This window comes from Nostoc sp. KVJ20 (assembly GCF_001712795.1).
Classification (GTDB): domain Bacteria; phylum Cyanobacteriota; class Cyanobacteriia; order Cyanobacteriales; family Nostocaceae; genus Nostoc.
Map to the genome: position 1 here is coordinate 1 of NZ_KV757550.1, position 19467 is coordinate 19467.

The following is a 19467-nucleotide window of genomic DNA, read 5'->3' on the forward strand; positions in this document are numbered from 1 at the left end:
TCATTTCGGTAGATTTAGCAAGCAAAAAGGCATATTGCTTTCTCATTTCGGTAGATTCCGTAAGCAAAAGGGAATTCTACTTACTTAAAATACCCTCTGCTTTTATAATTTCAGTGTTTTCCACAATTGATTACCTTTCCCTCTGCCTTATCCTAAGATTTAATCAAAATATTAACTTCTTCAGAAATTTAAATTTCTTACTATGTATATACAAGAGTAAGGAAAATTATAATTTATAACTTTAACCAAGAAGTACAAAAACTAAGAAATACCAAGAGCAAACTTATGACACAATCTAACTCTCAAGACAAAAACAGCTTTGTTTACCCTCGTAGTCGGTATTATGGTAAATTCCAGCCAGAAAACTTAGTGTTTAATGCCAACCTCCAAGAATTTGCCCAAAAAATTAGTTACATCACTTGCCTAGAAACAGGGGGAAAACTGTCTCAGGAGGAAGCTTACCAGCAAATTGAGGCACTTTGGAAGCAGTTGAAAAATAGCAAAAAGCAGCTTGCTATTGGTGGAAATCAAGAAATTTAACTGAATGAAATATTAGGCATAGTTATTCCCTTGATTAAGTTGTTATAATAACTAGTTACCTTCTAGCAAAGTCCAGAAGTAGCCATCTGGTGCAATGAAGGAGAAACTTGTCTCGCCAAATTCATTAGTAGTAATCTCTGTAACTTTTTTTGCAGTACTCGCTTTGATGCGATCGCAATATTCCTGTAATCCCTTAACCCGATAGGTATATAAAGACATACCTAAACTACCTGGTTGGGCGGACTCAAAGCGCGATTCTAAATTAATTTCTTCTGGGAATCGAACGATGTAAAGCCTACCACTACGTGTAGCCATCAGATCAAACTTAGAAGAACGAGGATCATCAAAGGTAGTAACAATAAACTTTTCACCAGGATTAAGGTCAAAAATATCTTTACCTGCTGGGGAGGATTCATAGCTAGTTTCGACATCATCCCGCACACGCAGCAAACCCAAAACTTCTTCATAAAACTTCAGGGTTTCTTTGCTGTCATCCTGAACGATGATTCCTATATGGGTAAACTGACTAGTCTTGAGAGGCGCATTCTGGTTAACTTGTCCGTAATGCTGTAGCGTATAGCCAAACCGTTGAAACAAAACCTGCCGAGTTAAGGTTTGCAGTAGCAGCATTTCTCGCACACCAACTGCTGGCTCAATAAAAGGACGGCTTTTTCTCTCTTTGTTGTAGATGACTTCCCAATAAGGGCTAGAGTACCTAATAGGTAAACCTACTGCCTTTGCATCTTCTATATGATTTAAAATACTTAAAATATCTGTCGTTAAGGTTGTTGCCCAGCGATTTCCCTTAATTTTCATTGACGCTGTTCCCAAACCTTCATTAGTAGGATTTTGCCAAACCATCAGCCGAATCAAACCATGATCTGCATTTTGGTGATAAAGGCGGATTGAGCGTAAAGACGAATTCACCCCATATAATTGATTGGCTACATCTGCGGTTAATTCACCCACTTCACCAATGCGATAGCCAAATTGCTCCCAATACTGAATTGCAGAAATTGGCTCTGGGATACCGATACAGACTTCATAGATACCTTCAATAGCGGTTTTTTGTTCTTGAGTCATAATGAGTGCTGAGTTAGGAATTAGGAATTAAGAATTAAGAGAGACGCGATGAATCGCGTCTGTACAAGAGGAGTAGCGCATCTGGGTTTACCGAAGAAAGGCAGAAGGCAGGAGGCAGAGGGCAGGAGGTAAGAAGTATCAATTAAAACTTTATTTCTGGGTCTAAAGCCCAGTTCAAAGCAATAATTATACTGAGACTGCTTGCAGCTAGGTATAAAACGTCCTTGCTTCAATCCCACTCTTTTAAGGGTGGGTTACCTCCCAATACTTGTCGGTTAAGGGGAAAAGGGGAAGGGGAAAGGGGAAAGAAAAAACCTTTAACCTTTACCCTTTAACCTTTTCCCTAAACCAAATTCCGAGTTAAAAATCCTTAACCGAGCAGTATTGGGTTACCTCCTGCCTCCTGCCTTTATCCTCCTGCCTCCTGAAAGAGATATCTCAGAAAGAATCCGAAAAGCAATAACTCTATTTTGTAGCTTATGATGTACCTACAAAAATGAGATTTAGCGATCGCAATCAAATTTTTCAACAGGAGTTAAGCTATGGCGCAGCGATTGACTCAAGAGCAATTATCACAAATAGTTACAGAAGTAGAAGGTCTGCAATTGCGTCGGGAAGCGGAACTAGACCAACAGCAGGTGAGAGAAATTTTACAGGAGTTGAATTTACCGCCTGAGTTATTAGATGAAGCGCTGATTCAGTTAAATCGCCGCCAAGCACTAGAAGTACAGCAACGCCGAAATCGATGGATTACCTCTGGAGTGGTGGCAGTTGTAGTGGTTGTCATTGCATCTACAATATTTTTCATGCAGCAGCAAAGTTCTACACTCTCTCGTGTTTCTACTCAACAAGACCGCATCACTTTGACACAAGATAATGGCGGCGACTTAAAGACAATTTCTCGCCAAACCAATCCAGAAGTATTGTATCGTGTCACTCTAAAGGATGCACCTTTGGGTAAAAAGCTGGCTCTCTCTTGTAATTGGATTGACCCAAGTGGTCAAATTGTCAAGCAAAACAACTATCAAACCCGCGAAATTAATACATCTGTCTGGGATACCCAGTGTCGCTACACTATTAATTCGGCTGCAACTGTTGGCAATTGGCAGGTGCAGATGTTTCTGGAAGGCCGGCAGATTAGCGATGCAACCTTTGAAGTTAAATAGTTTAGATGGGTATCCCGCATCACTTTCTTGGCTATTGGGGTTACGGCGCTCAACAGGAGTTAGAAGCGCTGTTAACTAGTGTTGTGGAAAACCTCTCTTTTAGAAGGGGAGAGGCTTTGAAGTTTTCTACACAGGAAAATAATCCTCTTCCCATCTGGAATGTTGTTTACATAGGAATCGATGGCAATTCTCCACCGCAACAAAATCAAATTGCTGCCATTTCCGCATCAGGATTATTTAGTTCACCCGATGCTTGGGTAAGTCTCCAAGAAAACAACTGCCTAATTTTGGGAAGAGAACCTTTCGGAAGAGTTCCTTTGTATTGGACTCAGCAAGGACAAATAATTTGGTTTGCATCGCAACTGCAATTACTTTTACCGATTTTGCAACAGTCAGAAGTTAGCATTCCTGGGTTATATGGCTATAGCTGTTTTTCTTACGTTCCTACACCCTTAACTCCTATTAATCAAGTGTTTACAGTGACGGCGGGAACTGAATTAGTTTGGCAGAGCGATCGCCAATCAGGTAAGCTGCGATCGCCTGAATCTAAAAACATCCACTCGTGGCGGGAAGCACCAGAACAGTTAACAGATGAAGCTACAGCAATTACCGAATTGCAAACTCTCCTGAAAGACTCAATTGAGCGACAGATTGCCGATTTAAAAGATGAGCCTGTTGGGGTGTTTCTCTCTGGCGGACTCGATTCGTCAGTGGTGGCGGCGCTGCTGGTACAAGCAGGGGTGAAAGTCCGCGCCTATACTTTAGATTTTGGTGACACAGGGATTTCAGAATATCCATACGCTGAACAAGTCGCCCAGTTTATCAAAATTCCGCTAATTAAAGTTGCAGCAAACCCAAATTCGATTAAAAATGCTCTAATTCCTACTGTAAAAGCATTAGATTTACCTTTTGGAGATGGTGTGTGTGTGCCGTTGTATCTCCTATGTCAGAGGGCGAGTCAGGAAACTCAGGTAATTTTTAATGGCGAAGGTGGAGATCAATTATTTGCTGGTTGGACGAACAAACCTTTAATAGCCGCAGGTGTTTATCAAGCAGAAAATCCCGCCGGAGAGGAAACTTTTATTCAGCAATATCTCCGCACCTTTCACCGTCTTGGGGGATACGAATCTCAAGTTTATCAGCCAGATATCTATGCACAGATCCAAAATTTGCATCCCGAAGATTGGCTGTTGGCGGCTTTAGATCGCAATGAATGTCCATCTTTGCTGCATCGCCTCCGCCGTGCTAGTTTGATGCTCAAAGGAGCGCAGAATATCCATCCCCGTGCAACTGCATTGGGGTTTGCTCATGGATTATGGGTGCGATCGCCTTTTTGTGATTTACCTTTAGCTGAGTGGACATTCCGCCTATCTGGAGAACTCTGTTTACAAGGAGCTTGTGAAAAATATATCCTCAAACGGGCTGTAGAAAATTGGCTCCCACCGGAAATTGTCTGGCGACAAAAGCGTGGTATGGGGGTTCCTTTAACTTCTTGGTGTTTAAATGATTTTTGGCATCAACTGGGTATTTGGCTCAATCCAGAAGTACTTCGCACTCACAATCACTTTTATCCTCACATTGCGGCCCAAATCGTTGAAGGCAAACTAGGAGCAGCTATTCAAGGCCGTCGAATTGGTGAAACACTCTGGTTACTAATTATGTGGCAACTTTGGCGATCGCATGTTTTAAATGAAGAACTAAGTAAACAATCTTGGGATCATCCCTTTTGGTTACATCGTTGGTTATGGAGAAACTACAAAATAATTCGTAATTCGTAATTCGTAATTCGTAATTTACTGTATCAGTATTTTTGGTAAATGGTATCAAATAATTTGACTCAAAATCGTCCTAATCTCCCATTCTCTAAAGAACTTGCTCAAGAGTTACTGAATAACTACGGTTCTCCGCTTTATGTTTATAATGGCGATCGCTTGCGCGAAACTATTAAGCGGATTAGCAAAGCAGTCAGTTATCCGCGCACGCAATTTCGCTTTGCTAGTGTTACTAATGGCAACATTGCGCTGTTAAAAATTTTTCGCTCCTTTGGGTGGGGACTTCACGCCAATACCCCAGGAGATATTTATCTGGGATTGCAAGCTGGTTTCAATCCTAGCGAGATTGTTTATAGCGGTAGTAATTTGAATCAAGCTGAGATGCTACAAGTCCTGAATTGGGGAGTTACAACTCTCAATCTGGATAGTCTTGCTCAATTGCAATTGTGCTGCGAAGTTAGACGCAGAGAGAAAAATATTCGTCTGGGTTTACGCCTCAATTTACCAGAAATTACCGGAGATAGCCGCATTGGTGTGCGTCCTGAAGAATTTGGTGATGCGATCGCTTTAACTGCTGAGTTTGGATTAAAGCTGAGTGGTTTACACTTCTATCGAGGGACGGGAACTAACGCTACAGTTGCATTCACCCAGGTGATTGATACAGTCATCGCCACAGCCCAACAGTTACCAGACTGGGAATATCTAGATTTTGGTGGCGGCTTTGGCTACCCTTATCATCACAACAAAGCAGCCTTTGACTGGGAAATATTTGGGGCTGAATTAACCGAGAGAATTACTCAGTTAGGGCGGAAAATTGATTTGGTAATTGAACCGGGACGAAGTGCGATCGCAGGATGTGCAACTTTGCTTGCTCAAGTTGTTTCTGTGAAATGGCAAGGAGAAAAACAGATTGTTGGAGTTGATACCACTGTTGCAAATCTTTCAGTCCCATCAGTACACGGCGGCTACCGAGAAATCGTCACCTGGAAGCAAGCAGACAATCCATTCACAACTGATATTTGTGGGAACACCACCTATTCACGAGATTATCTGGGGAAAAATTGCCAACTTCCAGCGCTAGAAATTGGTGATATCGTTGCCATTTTAGATGTCGGTGCTTATGGTTATGCCATGTCGTCTCACTTTTTACACCGTCCCAAACCTGCGGAAGTCTTGCTAGAAAATGGCACACATCGCTTGATTCGCAAGCGGGAAGACTACAGTGTTTTGCTCACAAATCAGATGCTTGATAGTTCCCCCCTTTTTAAGGCTACCGTATATACACAAGTTGAATTACCCCCCTTAATCCCCCCTTGTAAAGGAGGAAAACCGGAAAATCTTGTTCCCTCCCCTTTGCAAGGGGAGGGTTAGGGTGGGGTAAAACTGACGCATAAACCAGGTGAGTAAACTACTTCAGACTTGTGTATACACCGTAGCCTTGGAAAGGGGGGATCAAGCCCGATTTAAATCGTATTCACTAACAATTAATAACTAACATCCAACAACCATTATGAAATGTATTAACTGCGGAACTGACAATAAACTCAAAGACCGGACAGCTAACCAAGGTCGGTGTATAAAATGCAATCATCCCTTTGCCTTTGAACCGACCAGTATGAGTAATGTTCAGATTACTGATCCTTTTTTTGCAAAGGCGATCGCTGACATTTCTGCAAATAACACCTTATTTTTTACACCAAAGCAACTGCTTTATTTTCTAGATAATCGTTTCAGAAAAAACTCAAAGTCAATTTCACGATTTGGCTGGCTAATTCCTTTTTTGGTTATTAACTTTATTACATCATTAACGATTTTTATACCGCTAATAGTAAATCTTGCCTTTATTAATTTTTTTCATGAAAGTAGCAAATCAACTAAACTCAATCTTGTAAGTCGCAAACAGTATGCGAGGAATTTACAAATCATAGGAGGAATTATCCTTTCCATAGGAATTCTACTAAGTCTTGGCTCAAAATCATTCAGATTCTTTGTCGTTGTTGTTCTTATAGGAATGCTGCCTATATATTTAGGAACTCGACAGCTAGAGCGAATTAAATTATTAACACAAGAATTTTTAATTTCTGAATCTCAGCTTAAAGATTGGCTAAATCGCTGGCAGCAAATAAATGGTTCAATTCTCAAAATTCTTCCTTCACCAAAGCAGGAAAATACACCAGCCACGATTAATCCTGATGTAACTGCTTACAGTTTTGATAGATTAGTCGTTTGTGATACTGCCAGTATTGCTCAACTATTAATTGCTAATAATTTTCACTTTGAAAACAACTGTGCAATCCTCAGCATTACTGGATATCCCCAAAGCATTTTTGACACCACAATGCAAATGCTGCGCCGCAATCCCGATTTAAAAGTCTACGCAGTACATGATTGCAATCCACGAGGAATTGCTTTAGTTCATAATTTGATAACCAACGCTAATTGGTTTCTCAATAGCGAGATTGTGATTATTGATATCGGACTGACACCACGTCAAATTATCGCTACTAAACGCGGAATGTTCATTCAATCCTCTCCAGAGTCGGCGCAAGCAGCTAAACAATTGCCTGAAGAAATTCGTCAAAGTTTATCTGCTGAAGAATTAGCATGGTTAGAATCTGGAAAATTTGTAGAATTGGAATCTTTCACTCCCCAAAGAATAATTAAAGTTCTGCAAACAGGTATTGCTGGCAGTCAAAATTTAGAAAGTGATGACAGTAGCCTGCTTTTAGTCGGCGATACAGGAAATGATATGTACGTTGTTCAAAGTTTTGGTTAGTATTCAATACAGTTCAGATAAAACCAAAACACTTGTAGAGACGGCGATTTATCGCGTCTCGAAAATATGTTTAATTTTACAGATTAGATTTATTCAGTTTGTTGATTTAACCAAACTTCTAAATCAGAACTAGCTGAGAAGTCTAACAAAGCTTCTCCTAACGTCTCCAATTGTTCAATAGATAATTCTTGAACTCGCTCAATAGTAGATGAATCAATCTCACCAATACGCCGATTTAATTGACGTATAATTAAACGTTGTTCACCTTGCTTATTTCCTTCTTGTACAGCTTGTTCACGGTCTTGTTGATAAAGTAGTTGTAACCGCATAATTAACTCCTATTAACGTAAAAATGCGTTAGTAATCTATCTCAAACCTCTTTCCATAAGCATTTGAGGTTCAACATTCTCAACATTAGGAATTGCTTCTAACTGAGGAATTCTAGCGATCGCATCAGCAATATTACCAGATTGGGCACGTAACCAAGCCGTGTGAGGTGCATAAGAAAGGGTTTGCGCTACTTCATAACCCGCTCGATTAATTAACTCACGCTGCGAATCCACATCAACGCCTTCAGTAAAGCGGATGAAAACCAGTCCAGTTGGTACTGCTAGGGAACCATTGGGTAGTACTGTGTAAATCGGACTCAGTTTACCCGACTCTGATTGATTGGGTTCACCTGGAAAAACTGCAATTGCACCGTCGTTAAGTTGTAAAATTGCTCCTGATGGCACGGTGCTGGGTTGATTGTAATGTATTGCATAGTACCCAGGCTTACGAATGTAGGATACAGCAGTGCGATTGCTGCCAACGCGAATTTGTTGTGGATATTCAGAAAAATAGTCGTTTTGAAATCTCACTTCAGCAGTCAGGGGTAGAGAGTACACCTGTAGAAAAGACTCAGCCGGAAAATAAAACATCTTTCTCAAGTTCTAATGATGTTATAGCGTTTTCAGTGGTAGCGAATACAAATCTTTTATTGGGATGCATAGCTTTCCCTACTGATGATGAAGATTCTTAAAGCAACCTAACTTTGAATCCCCTCTTTTCGGGAAAAACGAATCGAAGGCTTGTATGAACTTAGAGAGATTAAATTCTATTTAAGCTGTGTCTTTTCGATGCCGTAATACACATATAACACATGAAATAAGAAGCATCCATAAACTAAATGTAAGCTCATTATCAAACAGAATTCAGGAGTCAGGAGCGGAGCCGCTCCACCTCCGGTCAGAATGGGCTAAACCTTAGCTATCCGCTAACAGCAATGTTTTCTGTATGACTAGTGGATAGCACAGCGTTAGCGAATACTCGCTAACGCTGTGCTATCAGTCGCGGGTCAGAATTCTGACTCCTGAATTCTGACTCCTGAATTCTTCTTCAAGTATGCAGCCAGCTTTAAAAGTAGTGCATAATACGGTTTCCCAATGCCTAATTTTCAACACAAATATCCCAGGAGATTAAACTATGGTTCAGGTTCGCTATGGTGGACAGAATGGCCAACAGTATGAACTTGCTATCAGCAACGAACACGTTGTAGTGCGTACCGAAAGCCGCAGCACTCTTATCGGTGCAAGATCCTTTGAAGTTGCACCTGTCTCACCTGTCGCTCGTAGCATCCTCAATCAATTTGAGTTAACAACGCGGTTTCGCCAAGCGGGTGTAGAAATTCTGCAAGCGAAAGTTCCGAATCAGGGTGTAGCTTTGCGCGATCGCGCCCGTGAAATTCTCAACAATGAGTCTGAAGTCCAATTTGCCGGACGTGTCCTGATCGATCCAGTATCCAAACAACCTGTAATTTACACCGAAAACCTCTTCGTTAAATTCGATAACGAAGAAGAGTCAAGGATCTGTCAAGAAGTATTAGGACGTTACGGTTTAACAATTAAACGCCAACTTGAATATGCACGAAATGCTTACTTTGTCAATGCACCTGCCAATACTGGTATAGCAGTCTTTGACATCGCCGAGAGACTTCTGAATGAGGAATTAGTAGAACTGTGCCATCCTGAACTAGTGCGTGAATCACGCCAACGTCAGGTTTTTCCGCAGCAGTGGCACTTAAAACAAACAACCATTAACGGTAAAGTAATTAACGCCCATGCCAATGTTGAGGCCGCTTGGAAGTTAAGCGATGGCACTGGGACGATTATTGCAATTGTCGATGATGGTGTGGATCTTGATCATGAAGAGTTCCGTTCCTCTGGCAAGATTGTTGCTCCGCGTGATGTCACACGTAAAACGAACAATCCCAGACCGGGAAACGACAATAATCACGGGACAGCTTGTGCCGGAGTAGCTTGTGGAAACGGCAACTTTGGTGCATCTGGTGTAGCACCAGGTGCAAAACTGATGCCGATTCGTTTAGCTTCGGCGCTGGGGTCACAGGATGAAGCAGATGCTTTCATTTGGGCGGCTCAAAATGGTGCTGATGTTATTTCTTGTAGTTGGGGGCCATCAGATGGTACTTGGTTTGAGCCAAACGATCCTGTACACAATCAAAAAGTACCTCTGCCTGATTCCACAAGACTTGCTATAGACTTTGCAATCAATAAAGGGCGCAACGGCAAAGGGTGTGTAATTTTATTCGCAGCTGGCAATGGTAACGAAAGCGTGGATAACGACGGCTACGCCAGCTACCAAAAGGTTATTGCTGTAGCAGCTTGTAACGACTACGGCACGAGAAGCGCTTATAGTGACTTTGGTAAAGCGGTCTGGTGTGCCTTCCCTAGCAACAACGGTGACAGTTCCCAAACCCCTGGAATTTGGACAGCCGATCGCTCTGGTGTACTTGGTTATAATTCGGGTAATCAAAATCTGGGTGACGCCGGAGGCAACTACACGAACGAATTCGGCGGAACCTCTAGTGCTTGTCCAGGTGCAGCCGGTGTAGCAGCCTTGATTATTGCCAGAAATCCAAATCTGCGTTGGGACGAAGTGCGAGACATTATTAAACGCTCCTGCGATCGCATTGATTCAGCCGGAGGTAAATATGATGCCAATGGTCGCAGTCCCTTCTACGGTTACGGTCGAATCAATGCTCTCAAAGCCGTAGAATTGGCCAAGCCACCGCAAACATCGCCAATTAGCAGATTCCAAGCAGTCCAAGATATCCCAATTAACGATTTGCAAGTATCAACATTGTCGTTGGCGATCGCTAATACCAGCCTGCTGAAATCCATCAAAGTGAATGTAGACATCGAACATACTTATATTGGGGATCTTGTAGTTACTCTCCTTCCCCCAGTGCAAATAGGCATACTTCCCATCATTCTGCACGATCGCCAGGGCGGAGCTACAGATAATATCAAAACAACTTATGACGAGGTAAACACCCCAAAACTTGCTGCTTTTAAAGGTAAAAGTCCCCAAGGAACCTGGACAATTGAAGTTGCAGATAAAGCTAACGCAGATACAGGAAAAATTCGCAGCTTAACCATTGAAATTGGATTGTAAGCCAATACGTTTGGGTTACAGTTCAGGTAAATAGACCACGCGGTAGGGGCACAGCATTGCTGTGCCCTTACGACAGATGTGGTTCAAATACATGAAAATTGCTATAAACGCATAGCGAAGCGATCGCAAAGGTTCATTCATCACACTACCCACAGTTGAGTAAAACGTTCAGCCGTCCATCCAACAATATCTGATACCTGGCCATCACCAATCTCTACGATCCGCTTAGTACCATCTCTACGCTCTATTACATCCACTGAAAAAAACTGACTTTTAATGCGCTTGGCACACTCGCAAACAATCTCTGGAATTTCTTCATCTGGTAAAGCGGCAAAAGATTTACCAGATACAACAAAGTAACGGTCAAAAGAGTTTGACTAACTGCTTCCAAATACTAGGGGAAGTCAACTGCTGTTGCACGTTTGCCAAATTTTCTCGAACTGTCACCGTATTGGGATGATTAACCCCTAAAACCCGTTCGCACATCTCCAAGGCTTCCCTGTACAAGGGTTCGGCTTCATTGTACCGCCCTTGGTGAAAGTGGAGTAGTGCTAAATTGTTCAAGCTATCTGCCACAGCAGGATGATCGGTGGTAAACAGGCGCTTTCTCATCGCCAACGCTTCCTTGTGGAGAGGTTCAGCTTCACTATAATGCCCTTGGTGAAAGTAGAGTAGCGCTAAATTGTTCAAGCTAGTTGCCACATGAGGATGATCGGTGGGAAACAGGCGCTTTCTCATCGCCAAGGCTTCCTTGCAGAGAGTTTCGGCTTCACTGTACCGCCCTTGGCGATCGTAGAGTACAGCTAAATTGTTCAAGCTAGTTGCTACATCAAGATAGTCGGTAGCAAACAGACGCTTTCTCATCGCCAAGGCTTCCTTGCAGAGCGTTTCGGCTTCACTATATCGCCCTTGACTATCGTAGAGTAGCGCTAAATTGTTCAAGCTAATAGCCACATGAGGATGATCGGTGGCAAACAGGCGCTTTCTCATTGCCAAGGCTTCCTTGTGGAGGGGTTCGACTTCACTGTACCGCCCTTGCTTCTCGTAGAGTCGAGCTAAATTGTTCAAGCTAGTTGCCACATTAGGATGGTCGCCAGCAAACAGGCGCTTATACATCGCCAAGGCATCCTTGTAGAGGGGTTCGGCTTCACTGTATCGCCCTTGACTATAGTAGAGTAGTGCTAAATTGTTCAAGCTAATAGCCACATCAGGATGTCCGGAGGTAAATAGACGCTTTCTCATCGCCAAGGCATCCTTGCAGAGGGGTTCGGCTTCACTGTATCGCCCTTGACTATAGTATAGTAGTGCTAAATTGTTCAAGCTAGTTGCCACATCAGGATGGTCGGTGGTAAACAGGCGCTTTCTCATCGCCAACGCTTCCTGGTAGAGGGGTTCGGCTTCACTGTACCGTCCTTGGTTCTCGTAGAGTCGAGCTAAATAATTCAAGCTTTGTGCTACATCAGAATGGTCATCAGTAAACAGGCGCTTTCTCATCGCCAAGGCTTTCTTGTGGAGGGGTTCGGCTTCACTGTACCGCCCTTGGGTATCGTAGAGTCGAGCTAAATAGTTCACGCTCGTTGCTACATCAGGATGGTCGTCGGCAAATAAAGCTTGGCAAACATTAACGCATTTCTCATACCAAGGTTCGGCTAATTTGTATAATCCTTGTCCCTCGTAAAATCTTGCCACTCCCACAAATATTGAAATCACTTGATCGTTGGGGACTGATGCTGGGGAAATTATCTGTTCTTTTTTTGCTGCCTTTATCTCTGCAATTAAACGTTTTCCTAGTTCTTCGAGATGGGGAATAACAGCCTTGAATAATTCGATATCCTCACAAGTGGCTGGATCAGGAATTTTTCGGGCACGGGCTATCATGGCAGTGGCGAAGGTTGTTTCTAAAACTGCTTTGATCTCGCCAGACTCTGTTAACTGTTCTTGCAAAAACCAACGCACTAAGGCATGAATTTTATAAAATCCTTCGCTGTCTTCTACCTGTTGCAGCAAGTTGCACTCATAAAGTTGCTGTTTAGGTTCGTTTAATTCATCTTCTGACCACCTTAGCTGTCTTGCTTTTTCCTGATTGTCTGCTTTTCCTGCATCTATCGCCACCCAAATCACTAAATTCCACAGAATCTGCTGGGGAGAAAATAAACTCAAAAATTTTCCTAGTTGTTGTGTTCGTGGGTCGAGTTCTTCCCAAGTTAAAGCAAAGGCGGCTTTGACTCCCAGTTGAGTTGAGTTGAGGGTTTCTCGTGTTTGTAGGGCTTTTTCTGCTAATTTTTGCTCTTGCAGCTGCCCGAACATCTTATTTAAAGATAGTTCTGGATCTCTTACTAAATAACCTCCCACTAACTCTATCCCCAAGGGCAAATATTCCAGACATTCACAGATTGCGGTTGCGGCTTCTGGTTGGTTTTCTACTCGCTTGTCTTGCTTACCCAACAGTCGTTTTAACAGTTCTAATGCTTGTCCTGGTTCTTTTTCTGCCGAGAGAACATCTAAAAAAATCTCTTGAATCAAATTACGATCTAAATGCCGTAGTCGAGTAGTCACGAGAACTCGAAAGCGATGATATTTTGGAACAACTTCGCTGAGGTTTGCTAGGTCATTTACGTCGTCAAAGACAATTAAGATGGGTAAGGAAGATTCGGGATATTTAGACCAACACCAGGCGACTTGTTCCTTAAGGTTTAACAGTCTTTCTCCTTGTTTTTGGGGAATCTCAAAACCAAACTCTGAACTGAAAAATGCCAATATTTCTCCAGTGAGATTTGCCCTAGAGTTAAACCACGTTATTCCCCCATACTCATTTTCATATCGTCTTGCGTATTGGGTTGCTAATTCAGTTTTGCCCACGCCTCCCATTCCCGCTATGGCGACACGATCTTTTTGCTGCAACTCTTGATGCAGTAGTGTCAGTTCTGCTTCTCGCCCGACGAAATGAATAGAACCGCGATAAGGAATATATTTTGTGGGATTTAACTTTGCCCGTTCCCGTTCAGGCGACTGTAGTCAGTTAAACGTGACAGGAGCGTTAAATGTGCTGCCCTGAATGACAGTCTTAATTTCATCTGCTAACTTCTGATAGTTAATAGTGCTTGGCTGTTGCGGCTGTGATTTCAGGGTGTCGGCTAGCTGCTGTATATATTGAATAAAATTGGGATTTGGTTCTGCTTTTGCTGCTGTTACCAATTCTTGTTCAGCTTGAGCTACTTCAGGATTAGCTTTAGCCGCAAATTCTATCTCTAGTACAGCTTTGCCATAATCAAGTGGTTGTTCTGGGGCTTTCTCAATAGCAGTTACAGTATGGGGAGACTGTTTTTTGAGCGTGGTAAGGAACTGATTAATCTTGTTCCATACAGTTTCACCTATCTTTTCGCCTGTTTTTTCTAAGGCTTTGGTGGCAATTATAGAGCTAACAGCGATCGCCGCAGTTGTTAAGGGTTCCATATACTGCTGGGTTGATGTGTACCTGATTTCCTTATTAACACAAGGCTTTTGTGCAAATATCCAACTATGGACATAGTGGCGCGACTATCCGGTGGTATATTGCGATCGCAAAAGTGAACGCATTCGCAGAAAGCCTCTAACCTGGGGTTTAGACTAAAAGCGATATGAGAGAACGCAAATTAAATGGAATTAGAGATTAAAAATATTCTCAAGTCAGCCTCAAAGTATCTGCGACCTTTAACAATTCTGTAGTATATCTGTCGAGAATAAATATACAATAATGATAATCATGGAAAGGGTGGGAGAGGAACGAGCGACGCTCGTTCCTCTCCCACCCTCCCTATAGACATTCTTGTACCGTTGCGTTTGAAACCCAACATCCGATTAATGTTGGATTTCATTCGAATGGCACTAAGTAAAGATACAGCCCTTGCTCTAACTGGTTCCCAGCCTAGAGGCTGGGAAACCATTCTGGGAGGCTCCGCCTCCAGTAGCTTGACAAGAGGCAGAGCCTCTTTAAATGCATTCCCAGCCTCCAGGCTGGGAACAAGATGACACAAGCCTTTGGGCTTTTCTTAGTGCCATTCGATTTCATTCCTCAAACGCCACTTGCTTCAAGTCGAGAAACCCGCCCAACGCACTGGCTCCCCAACCTACATTTAATGCACTACTTTAGCCTTGCTACACTACTACAAAACTATTTAAACTCTGACTAAAAACGAGGTAAAGTATGCAATCAGAATCGATATGACAATCTATTAACTTTGAGTCACAGCCTCTTTCGCCAAGAACTTCTCTAATTCTGTCAGCGCATCAGCATCAACTTTAGTTTGCATTGGGCAGAACTTAGGCCCACACATCGAACAAAACTCAGCAGTTTTATAAATATCTGCTGGTAGAGTTTCATCGTGATATTCCTTAGCTCTTTCTGGGTCGAGTGATAATTCAAACTGACGGTTCCAATCGAAGTTGTAACGCGCCTTGGAAAGTTCATCATCTCTATCCCTTGCACCAGAGCGATGTCTAGCAATATCAGCCGCATGAGCCGCTATTTTATAGGCAATTAACCCATTTCTGACATCTTCAGCATTTGGCAGACCCAAATGTTCTTTAGGTGTTACATAGCACAGCATCGCAGTACCGTACCATCCAGCCATCGCGGCTCCAATGGCTGAAGTGATATGGTCATAACCGGGAGCAATGTCTGTCACCAATGGCCCCAACACATAGAAAGGTGCTTCAGAACACTCTTCCATTTGCTTACGGACATTGAACTCAATTTGATCCATTGGCACGTGTCCAGGCCCTTCTACCATCACCTGTACATCATCTTCCCAGGCTTTGCGAGTTAGCTGTCCCAGGGTTTTCAATTCAGCTAATTGTGCTTCATCTGAGGCATCATGGGTGCAGCCGGGACGCAGGGAATCTCCCAAACTGAAGGAGACATCATATCTTTTGAAAATCTCAATGATGTCTTGAAAGTGCGTATAAAGCGGGTTTTGTTTGTGGTGATGTAGCATCCACCGCGCCAAAATACCGCCACCACGAGAAACAATACCCGTGATCCGGCTTCTGACCAAAGGTAAATGCTCAATCAAAATCCCAGCGTGGATAGTTTGATAGTCTACCCCCTGCTGGGCGTGCTTTTCGATGATATGGAGAAAATCATCAGCAGTCAGGTTCTCGATTGTGCCATGAACGCTTTCTAAAGCTTGATAAACAGGCACAGTACCAATGGGAACAGGTGAAGCTTTGATAATGGCGGTGCGAATTTCATCCAAGTTACCGCCGCCTGTGGACAAATCCATCACGGTGTCAGCACCGTATTTCACCGCCAAGTTTAGCTTATCCACTTCTTCTTGAAGATTAGAAGAGTTGGGAGAAGCGCCGATATTAGCATTTACCTTACATTTAGAGGCGATGCCAATAGCCATCGGCTCTAGATTAGTGTGATTAATATTAGCGGGGATAATCATTCGTCCCCGTGCTACTTCCTCACGAATGAGATCAGCAGGGAGATTTTCCCGCTGGGCGACGTAGTGCATTTCTTCGGTGATAACACCTTGGCGGGCGTAGTGCATTTGAGATACATTACTTTGCCCACGTCGTTTAGCAACCCATTCTGTCCGCATATTGTAATTCCTCGATAAACAGCTTCCCTCCGCTGGTATTACCCAGACTCAGGTGTTAAGGGTGTGATCTCAGCCTGGTTATTTAGGCACCCCTAGCATGGATGTAGTGTATCACTTTGGTTATATCTGGGGGCAAGGGTGTTAACAATTTATGAGGTCACACAATTTTGGATTTTGGATTTGAGATTTTAGATTGCTAAAGGTTTAGGCACGAATTTCATTTGCACAAGAACGACCTTGTTCAACATCGGTAATATTAGCAAAAGTTGTTTCTGCAATATTGTAGAGAGCTTCTGCTGTAAAAAAGGCTTGATGTCCGGTAATGAGTACATTGGGGAACGTTGTCAGACGTTGGAAAATATCATCTTGAATAATTTCCCCAGACAAATCCTCAAAGAACAATTCTGATTCTTGTTCGTAGACATCTACACCAAGATAGCCAATTTTACCAGACTTCAATCCCTCAATCACGGCTTGGGTATCAATCAGCGCTCCTCGGCTAGTATTAATTATCATCACACCTGGCTTAATCTTTTCTATAGCCTCAGTGTTAATCAAGTGATGGGTTTCGGGAGTTAGGGGGCAATGCAGGGAGATAATATCGGAGTTGGCAAATAGCTCAGGTAGTTCTACATACTTTCCGCCTAATGCCTCCAATTCGGGATTCCGATAAACGTCATAGGCGAGTAGGTGACAGCCAAACCCCTTCATAATCTGTCCTAAAATCAGACCGATTTTGCCGGTGCCGACAATTCCCACTGTGCGTTCATGCAAATTAAATCCCAACAGTCCATCTAGGGAAAAATTGCCTTCTCGGACACGGTTATAGGCACGATGAATTTTGCGATTTAGGCTCAAAATCAATCCTACGGCGTGTTCTGCTACCCCATAAGGTGAATAGGCGGGAACACGCACAACGGTAATTCCTAAGTCTGCTGCGGCTTGTAAGTCTACATTGTTAAACCCTGCACAGCGAAGGACAACCAGGCGAGTTCCCCGTGAGGCGAGAAGCTCTAAAGTTGGGGCATCAACCTGATCATGCACAAAGACGCAAACCGCCGGAAATCCGGCAGCAAGGATAGCTGTATCCCGATTTAAACGGGGTTCAAAAAACACTAACTCGTGTTGGATGGGAGAATTTGCAGCTGACAAAAACTGCCGATCGTAGGCTTTAGTACTGAAAACTGCTACTTTCATGCAAAACCTCAGGTTTTATGCTGCACGGTGTTCGAGTACATAATACCTTGACCTTGAAAGAAGCGATGTCTACAACGAGCCTAGTTGCGACACCTTTGAGAGGCAGGGGGTAGGGGGCAGGGGATAGGGGATAGGGGGCAGGGGGTAGGCGCAAAAATTCTCTCAAACTCTTATTTTTCGGTGTTTTCTATGCTTCTGCGGTTGGTTTTTCTGGGATTTATTGGTGTTTATGCGTAGAACTAGACAACAACAAAATGAGTTGCTTTTAGTGACATTCCACTGCTGAGTTGCGCGAATTGTACCTGAGTAAAAGCGCCAGCGCTACCATCTTGGTCAAAGAACAGCGCACCTGTAATATTGTCGTAAATAAATCGTTGAGCGATCGCTGTTGCAGATGAACCGATGGTAAACTTACCAGCGGAGAGTGTACCTACTGCTAAAGAGCCGCCGAAACCAGTAGCCGATACCTGAATAACTTCATCAGTCGTGTCGAAGTCAACGAGAGTATCAATGCCTTGATTGTAATTATTGAACGCAAAAGTATCAGTGCCATCTCCCCCATACAGAATATCATTGCCTTTCCCTCCAGTCAGGAGATCGTTGCCATTATACCCAAAGAGCAAATCGCTACTATTACTCCCTATAATATTGTCGGCGTAGACTGTACCACTGATATTTAGCCCTTGAATATTCTTGTAGATAACTTGATTTGTGCCACTTATAATCGAGCCTTGGTTAGTGGTTGCATTGAAAGTTGAAGTGATTCCTTTGTTAGTATAGCTACTGTAATTGACTTCTAAATAATCTGAACCTGTACCCCCATTTACCGTTTGAGTCAATAAAACAGAGGGGGCGGTAGTTGGGGCGGTCAAATAAAAGGTGTCATCGCCATTCCCCCCATTTAGAGTGTTAGCACCCTTGGCTCCGTATGCGTAAAAGGTATCGTTACCATCGTCTCCATTCACAATTTTATTGCCAGACGAGTAGGAAACATAGAGGCGATCGTTACCTGAACCCCCACTAATCGTATCATTGCCAGAAGTGCCACCACTAAGCACATCTTCGCCATTGCCCCCACGAATATTGTCAGCGTAGGCTGTACCAGTGATATTGAATCGTTCAATATTCTTATAGCTAACTCGATTAGTGCCACTTGTAATCGAGCCTTGGTTAGTGGTTGCATTGAAAGTCGAGGTGATTCCTTTGGTAGTATAGCTACTGTAATTAACTTCCAAATAATCCGAACCTGTACCCCCATTTACTGTTTGGGTTACTAAAACAGAGGGGGCGGTATATGAGGCACTCAAATAGAAGGAGTCATTGCCATTGCCACCATCTAGGGTGTTAGCACCATTGACTCTATATGCGTAAAATTTATCAGAGCCAGTTCCACCTAAAACAATATTTTTGCCAAAACTATCCTGAATCGAAAATTCGTCATTTCCTGTATCTCCATAGAGGATGTTATTCCCAAAAGAAACAGAAACATCTAAATAATCATCCCCACTTCCTCCCTTGAGGATATTGTTGCCAGTGGTAGCTACAGCATAAATTTGATCGTTTTCAGAACCGCCATCTAAGAGGTTTTTCCCCAAAGAATTGCTAATATTCAGGACATCATCGCCTCCGAAGCTATAGAGACTGTCACCACCCCCGAAGCTATAGAGGTTGTCATTAGCATTAGTACCATTGATAATTGCCATAACTTCTACCTACCTAAATCAATTTTTCAGAAACTTGAGATATTAACCTGTGGGTATTGCTGTTTTAAGGCAGAACAAAGTCGCCGAAAGTTGACACTTTCGGTATAGTTTATGCCGAACTAAAAACGCTAATTTTTTAGCTTTTTCAGCTTCTTGACTGACTTGTAAGCATTATTCAGCTAACCTGCTATA

At 42.9% G+C, this 19467-nt stretch carries 13 protein-coding genes, 2 pseudogenes and 1 riboswitch; of the genes and pseudogenes, 6 read left to right on the forward strand and 9 right to left on the reverse strand.

Annotated features, from left to right (window positions below; translation table 11 throughout):
- Positions 1 to 285: 285 nt before the first annotated feature.
- Positions 286 to 540: a DUF7219 family protein gene (locus A4S05_RS02895; RefSeq protein WP_069068323.1), complete on the forward strand. Its 255-nt coding sequence runs from the start codon at positions 286 to 288 to the stop codon at positions 538 to 540.
- Positions 541 to 591: 51 nt separating this feature from the next.
- Here A4S05_RS02895 and A4S05_RS02900 read toward each other — a convergent pair whose 3' ends face one another.
- Positions 592 to 1623 (reverse strand): VOC family protein, encoded by a 1032-nt coding sequence (locus A4S05_RS02900; protein ID WP_069068324.1) that lies wholly within the window; start codon positions 1621 to 1623, stop codon positions 592 to 594.
- Between the two features lie 542 nt (positions 1624 to 2165).
- Here A4S05_RS02900 and A4S05_RS02905 point away from each other — a divergent pair.
- The 4 genes from A4S05_RS02905 to A4S05_RS02920 all read left to right on the forward strand — a co-directional run bounded on the left by A4S05_RS02905 (position 2166) and on the right by A4S05_RS02920 (position 7337).
- Positions 2166 to 2789, forward strand: a complete 624-nt coding sequence (locus tag A4S05_RS02905; protein ID WP_069068325.1) for a DUF3859 domain-containing protein — start codon at positions 2166 to 2168, stop codon at positions 2787 to 2789.
- Between the two features lie 5 nt (positions 2790 to 2794).
- Entirely contained in the window at positions 2795 to 4567 is a 1773-nt protein-coding gene (locus A4S05_RS02910; protein WP_069068326.1) for an asparagine synthetase B family protein, read from the forward strand.
- 39 nt (positions 4568 to 4606) lie between these two features.
- Positions 4607 to 5932: a diaminopimelate decarboxylase family protein gene (locus A4S05_RS02915; RefSeq protein ID WP_256090800.1), complete on the forward strand. Its 1326-nt coding sequence runs from the start codon at positions 4607 to 4609 to the stop codon at positions 5930 to 5932.
- A 139-nt stretch (positions 5933 to 6071) separates the two neighbouring features.
- Complete coding sequence (locus A4S05_RS02920; RefSeq protein WP_069068327.1) at positions 6072 to 7337, forward strand: toprim domain-containing protein; 1266 nt, start codon at positions 6072 to 6074, stop codon at positions 7335 to 7337.
- An 89-nt stretch (positions 7338 to 7426) separates the two neighbouring features.
- Here A4S05_RS02920 and A4S05_RS02925 read toward each other — a convergent pair.
- Positions 7427 to 7675, reverse strand: a pseudogene (locus A4S05_RS02925) (DUF4351 domain-containing protein); the annotation flags it as partial.
- Between the two features lie 27 nt (positions 7676 to 7702).
- Entirely contained in the window at positions 7703 to 8257 is a 555-nt protein-coding gene (locus A4S05_RS02930; protein ID WP_069068329.1) for a hypothetical protein, read from the reverse strand.
- A 544-nt stretch (positions 8258 to 8801) separates the two neighbouring features.
- Here A4S05_RS02930 and A4S05_RS02935 point away from each other — a divergent pair.
- Positions 8802 to 10790, forward strand: a complete 1989-nt coding sequence (locus tag A4S05_RS02935; protein ID WP_069068330.1) for a S8 family serine peptidase — start codon at positions 8802 to 8804, stop codon at positions 10788 to 10790.
- Between the two features lie 140 nt (positions 10791 to 10930).
- Here the strand turns inward: A4S05_RS02935 and A4S05_RS02940 are convergent.
- The 6 genes and pseudogenes from A4S05_RS02940 to A4S05_RS02970 form a co-directional block, all read right to left on the reverse strand.
- A pseudogene (locus A4S05_RS02940) lies at positions 10931 to 11140 on the reverse strand (ATP-grasp domain-containing protein); the annotation flags it as partial.
- Between the two features lie 13 nt (positions 11141 to 11153).
- On the reverse strand, positions 11154 to 13691 hold the full coding sequence (locus A4S05_RS02945) for a tetratricopeptide repeat protein (RefSeq protein WP_370684383.1): 2538 nt from the start codon (positions 13689 to 13691) through the stop codon (positions 11154 to 11156).
- A 114-nt stretch (positions 13692 to 13805) separates the two neighbouring features.
- A complete protein-coding gene (locus A4S05_RS02950; RefSeq protein WP_069068332.1) occupies positions 13806 to 14243 on the reverse strand; it encodes a hypothetical protein in 438 nt (145 codons plus the stop codon).
- A 758-nt stretch (positions 14244 to 15001) separates the two neighbouring features.
- A complete protein-coding gene (gene thiC, locus A4S05_RS02960; RefSeq protein WP_069068334.1) occupies positions 15002 to 16375 on the reverse strand; it encodes a phosphomethylpyrimidine synthase in 1374 nt (457 codons plus the stop codon).
- 7 nt (positions 16376 to 16382) lie between these two features.
- Positions 16383 to 16479, reverse strand: a riboswitch (TPP riboswitch).
- A gap of 100 nt (positions 16480 to 16579) precedes the next feature.
- Positions 16580 to 17572, reverse strand: a complete 993-nt coding sequence (locus A4S05_RS02965; protein WP_069068335.1) for a 2-hydroxyacid dehydrogenase — start codon at positions 17570 to 17572, stop codon at positions 16580 to 16582.
- Between the two features lie 239 nt (positions 17573 to 17811).
- Positions 17812 to 19275, reverse strand: coding sequence for a calcium-binding protein (locus tag A4S05_RS02970; RefSeq protein ID WP_069068336.1), 1464 nt, complete (start codon positions 19273 to 19275; stop codon positions 17812 to 17814).
- Between the last annotated feature and the right edge of the window lie 192 nt (positions 19276 to 19467).

What these genes read in the sequence shown, in the direction of transcription:
- A4S05_RS02930 (WP_069068329.1), bottom strand. Translation starts at nt 8,257, where the DNA reads ATGTTTTATTTTCCGGCTGAGTCTTTTCTACAGGTGTACTCTCTACCC.
- A4S05_RS02915 (WP_256090800.1), top strand. Translation starts at nt 4,607, where the DNA reads ATGGTATCAAATAATTTGACTCAAAATCGTCCTAATCTCCCATTCTCT.
- A4S05_RS02920 (WP_069068327.1), top strand. Translation starts at nt 6,072, where the DNA reads ATGAAATGTATTAACTGCGGAACTGACAATAAACTCAAAGACCGGACA.
- A4S05_RS02950 (WP_069068332.1), bottom strand. Translation starts at nt 14,243, where the DNA reads ATGGAACCCTTAACAACTGCGGCGATCGCTGTTAGCTCTATAATTGCC.
- A4S05_RS02905 (WP_069068325.1), top strand. Translation starts at nt 2,166, where the DNA reads ATGGCGCAGCGATTGACTCAAGAGCAATTATCACAAATAGTTACAGAA.
- A4S05_RS02900 (WP_069068324.1), bottom strand. Translation starts at nt 1,623, where the DNA reads ATGACTCAAGAACAAAAAACCGCTATTGAAGGTATCTATGAAGTCTGT.
- A4S05_RS02965 (WP_069068335.1), bottom strand. Translation starts at nt 17,572, where the DNA reads ATGAAAGTAGCAGTTTTCAGTACTAAAGCCTACGATCGGCAGTTTTTG.
- A4S05_RS02895 (WP_069068323.1), top strand. Translation starts at nt 286, where the DNA reads ATGACACAATCTAACTCTCAAGACAAAAACAGCTTTGTTTACCCTCGT.
- A4S05_RS02935 (WP_069068330.1), top strand. Translation starts at nt 8,802, where the DNA reads ATGGTTCAGGTTCGCTATGGTGGACAGAATGGCCAACAGTATGAACTT.
- A4S05_RS02910 (WP_069068326.1), top strand. Translation starts at nt 2,795, where the DNA reads ATGGGTATCCCGCATCACTTTCTTGGCTATTGGGGTTACGGCGCTCAA.
- thiC (WP_069068334.1), bottom strand. Translation starts at nt 16,375, where the DNA reads ATGCGGACAGAATGGGTTGCTAAACGACGTGGGCAAAGTAATGTATCT.
- A4S05_RS02970 (WP_069068336.1), bottom strand. Translation starts at nt 19,275, where the DNA reads ATGGCAATTATCAATGGTACTAATGCTAATGACAACCTCTATAGCTTC.